Origin of the sequence: Streptomyces sp. 13-12-16 (assembly GCF_002114215.1) — a bacterium.
Lineage (GTDB): Bacteria > Actinomycetota > Actinomycetes > Streptomycetales > Streptomycetaceae > Streptomyces.
Genome location: NZ_NCTE01000308.1, coordinates 1 through 2,567, shown reverse-complemented (window position 1 = coordinate 2,567; position 2,567 = coordinate 1). Strand labels below are relative to the sequence as shown.

At 73.7% G+C, this 2,567-nt stretch carries 3 protein-coding genes and 2 pseudogenes; 2 read left to right on the top strand and 3 right to left on the bottom strand.

What is annotated here, in order from left to right; all coding sequences use genetic code 11:
• Nucleotides 1–141: 141 nt before the first annotated feature.
• Both B7767_RS13235 and B7767_RS13230 read right to left on the bottom strand, forming a co-directional pair.
• Nucleotides 142–657, bottom strand: a pseudogene (locus B7767_RS13235) (hypothetical protein); the annotation flags it as partial.
• Between the two features lie 58 nt (nt 658–715).
• Nucleotides 716–1,543 (bottom strand): ABC transporter ATP-binding protein, encoded by an 828-nt coding sequence (locus B7767_RS13230; protein ID WP_085572361.1) that lies wholly within the window; start codon nt 1,541–1,543, stop codon nt 716–718.
• 183 nt (nt 1,544–1,726) lie between these two features.
• On the opposite strand from B7767_RS13230, the gene B7767_RS13225 reads away from it, so the two are divergent.
• On the top strand, nt 1,727–1,966 hold the full coding sequence (locus B7767_RS13225; RefSeq protein ID WP_085572360.1) for a toxin-antitoxin system HicB family antitoxin: 240 nt from the start codon (nt 1,727–1,729) through the stop codon (nt 1,964–1,966).
• Between the two features lie 4 nt (nt 1,967–1,970).
• A complete protein-coding gene (locus tag B7767_RS13220; protein ID WP_085572359.1) occupies nt 1,971–2,345 on the top strand; it encodes a fic family toxin-antitoxin system, toxin component in 375 nt (124 codons plus the stop codon).
• On the opposite strand, the pseudogene B7767_RS13215 reads toward B7767_RS13220, so the two are convergent.
• A pseudogene (locus tag B7767_RS13215) lies at nt 2,346–2,567 on the bottom strand (SAM-dependent methyltransferase); the annotation flags it as partial.

Here is a 2,567-nt window from a genome sequence, read left to right as displayed (position 1 = left end):
CGGAAGCCCCGGGCCCGCGCGCGGTGCTACCGCGGCTCGCCGGTCCGCCGGCCGTGGAGCAGGCCCCGTACCCGGGCGGGGCCACCGGCGGCCGACGTCCCCAAGGGGCCGCCGGTCCGTCCGGGCCCGCACGTGTGCGGGCTACTCGTGCGCGATGGCCTCCAGTACGTTCATCCGGGACGCCCGCAGGGCCGGCAGGAGGGCTGCCGCGATGCCCACCACCGCCGAGCCGATGACGACCGCCACGACGGTGCCCCAGGGGACGGCGAGGGCGGTCATGCCCTGGAGGGCCAGCACCTGCTGGACGCACAGGCCCCGGACCAGCCCCAGCGCGAGTCCCAGCACCGCGCCGAACACGGCGATCACCACCGACTCCAGCCGGTCGTGCAGCTCGTCCACGCCCGTCCCGGCGGCCGCGTTGACGTACAGCGCGGAGTCCTGGCCGCCGGGCACGTACTCCTCGACCGTCGCGATGCCGAAGACCAGCCCGCCCCGCGTTCAGAAGCCCTCACCGCCCTCCATGTCGGTGAGGGCGGCCACGGTCAGCTCGGTGCTCCGGCCGCCGGGGAACTCGACCGGGAGCGTGCTGCCCATGCGGACGCCGTGCTCCTCGGCGAAGTCCGCGTCCATGGCGATGCTGCGGTCCGCCAGCGCGGACAGCAGCAGCCGGCCCTTGTGCGCGAGGAAGCTCCGCAGCGTCGCCCTCAGCACGGCGTCAGTCCTTCCCGGGCGTCGGCTCGCCCGGGCCGCCGGCGGTGTGCGCGGGGGCGCGGAGCACGTCGAAGCGCTTCATCCGCTCCAGCACCGACTCCGCCGTGGGCCGGTGCATCTCGTCCACGATCCGGCCGTCCGCGAGGAAGAGCACCAGGTCGGAGTGGGCGGCGGCGCCCGGGTCGTGCGTGACCATCACGACGGTCTGTCCGAGCGCGTCCACGGCCTCGCGCAGAAAGCCGAGCACCTCGAGCCCCGCGCGGGAGTCGAGGTTGCCGGTCGGCTCGTCCGCGAAGATCAGCTCGGGGCGGGAGGCCAGCGCCCGTGCGCAGGCCACGCGCTGCTGCTGACCGCCCGACAGCTGCGCGGGCCGGTGCTTGAGCCGGTCCCGCAGCCCCAGCGTGTCGATGACCCGGTCCAGCCAATTCTCGTCGGCCTTCCGGCCCGCGATGTCCATGGGCAGGGTGATGTTCTCCCGCGCGTTCAGCGTCGGGATGAGGTTGAAGGACTGGAACATGAACCCGATCCGGTCCCGCCGCAGCCGGGTCAGCTCACGGTCCTTCAGACCCGTCGTCTCGGTGTCTCCCAGCCACACCTGTCCGGCGGAAACGGTGTCGAGCCCCGCCAGACAGTGCATGAGCGTGGATTTCCCGGACCCTGACGGCCCCATGACCGCGGTGAACCGTCCGCGCACGACGTCCACGTCCACCGAGTCCAGGGCGAGCACGGTCGTCTCGCCCGATCCGTACGCCTTGGTCAGGCCGCGGGCGCGGGCCGCGACCCCGTCGGCCGGCGCGAGCCCCGGGGCGTGCTCCGCAGCAGGTGTGGACAAGGCCGCCTCCTCCGAGTGGACGTCAGGTCGTGCTCGTCGCGCCGAGGGTAGTGTGATCCGGCCCACAGCCGGTATCCCCCGCGGGTGCAGGCCCCGCCACCGATGTAAGGGGCACGTTCTTCGCGTTCCCCGGCCCCGCCGCGGCACTTGCCGCCGCTAGCACCCCGGCGCTAGCTTCGAGGGATGGCGAAGACCCAGCTGAACGTGCGCGTGGACGAGGGCACCGCCCGCGCGGCACGGGAACGTGCCCTGGCGCGCGGGATGAGCGTGAACCGCTACATCGAGGAACTGGTCCGGCAGGACACCGGCGAGGCGGGCCGCGCCTTCGTCGAGGCCGCCGCCGACTTCATGAAGCGGTACGAGAGCGTCTTCGCCGAAGAATTCGGCAAGGAACGCGAAGGCGCGCGCGAAGGCCGCCGCTGAGCCGTTGGACGACCTGCGCATCGACCTCGCGTGGCTGCTCATGCTCGCCGAGCGGCAGACCCCGGGAGACCCCCAGGTCACCGACTGGGGTGCCCTCGTCGCCGCCGTCGCACGCCACGAGGCCGAGATATTCGACGTCCCCGTCTACGACAGCCCGCACGCCCGCGCCGCCGCGCTCCTCCAGCTGCTGATCCACATCCCCGCGCTGGAGCGCTCCAACGCCCTGTTCGCCTCCGCCGTCGCGTACGCCTACCTCGTCGCCGGCGGTCTGAAGGTCGTCACCTCGCCGGAGCAGGTGCGCGATCTGGCCCGCCTGGTCAAGGACGGCGAGGCGACCGTGGACGACATCGCCGCCGAGCTGCGCCGCTGGTGCGAGTGATCAGCTCCCGTCGGCCGCCGCGTCGCCCGGCGGCCGCCACGCGGTGCCCGTGACGCAGTACGAGGTGGGCAGCGCCGGCCCCTTGTCCGGCATCAGCGTCCGCCGGTAGGGGCCGAGCTCGAACCCCGCCCGGCGCAGCGCGCCGACCGGGTCCCGCGCCACATGGCAGCCGCCGACCAGCGGCGGCCACACCGTGCGGTCCAGCGCCCGCTGGGTGAGGCG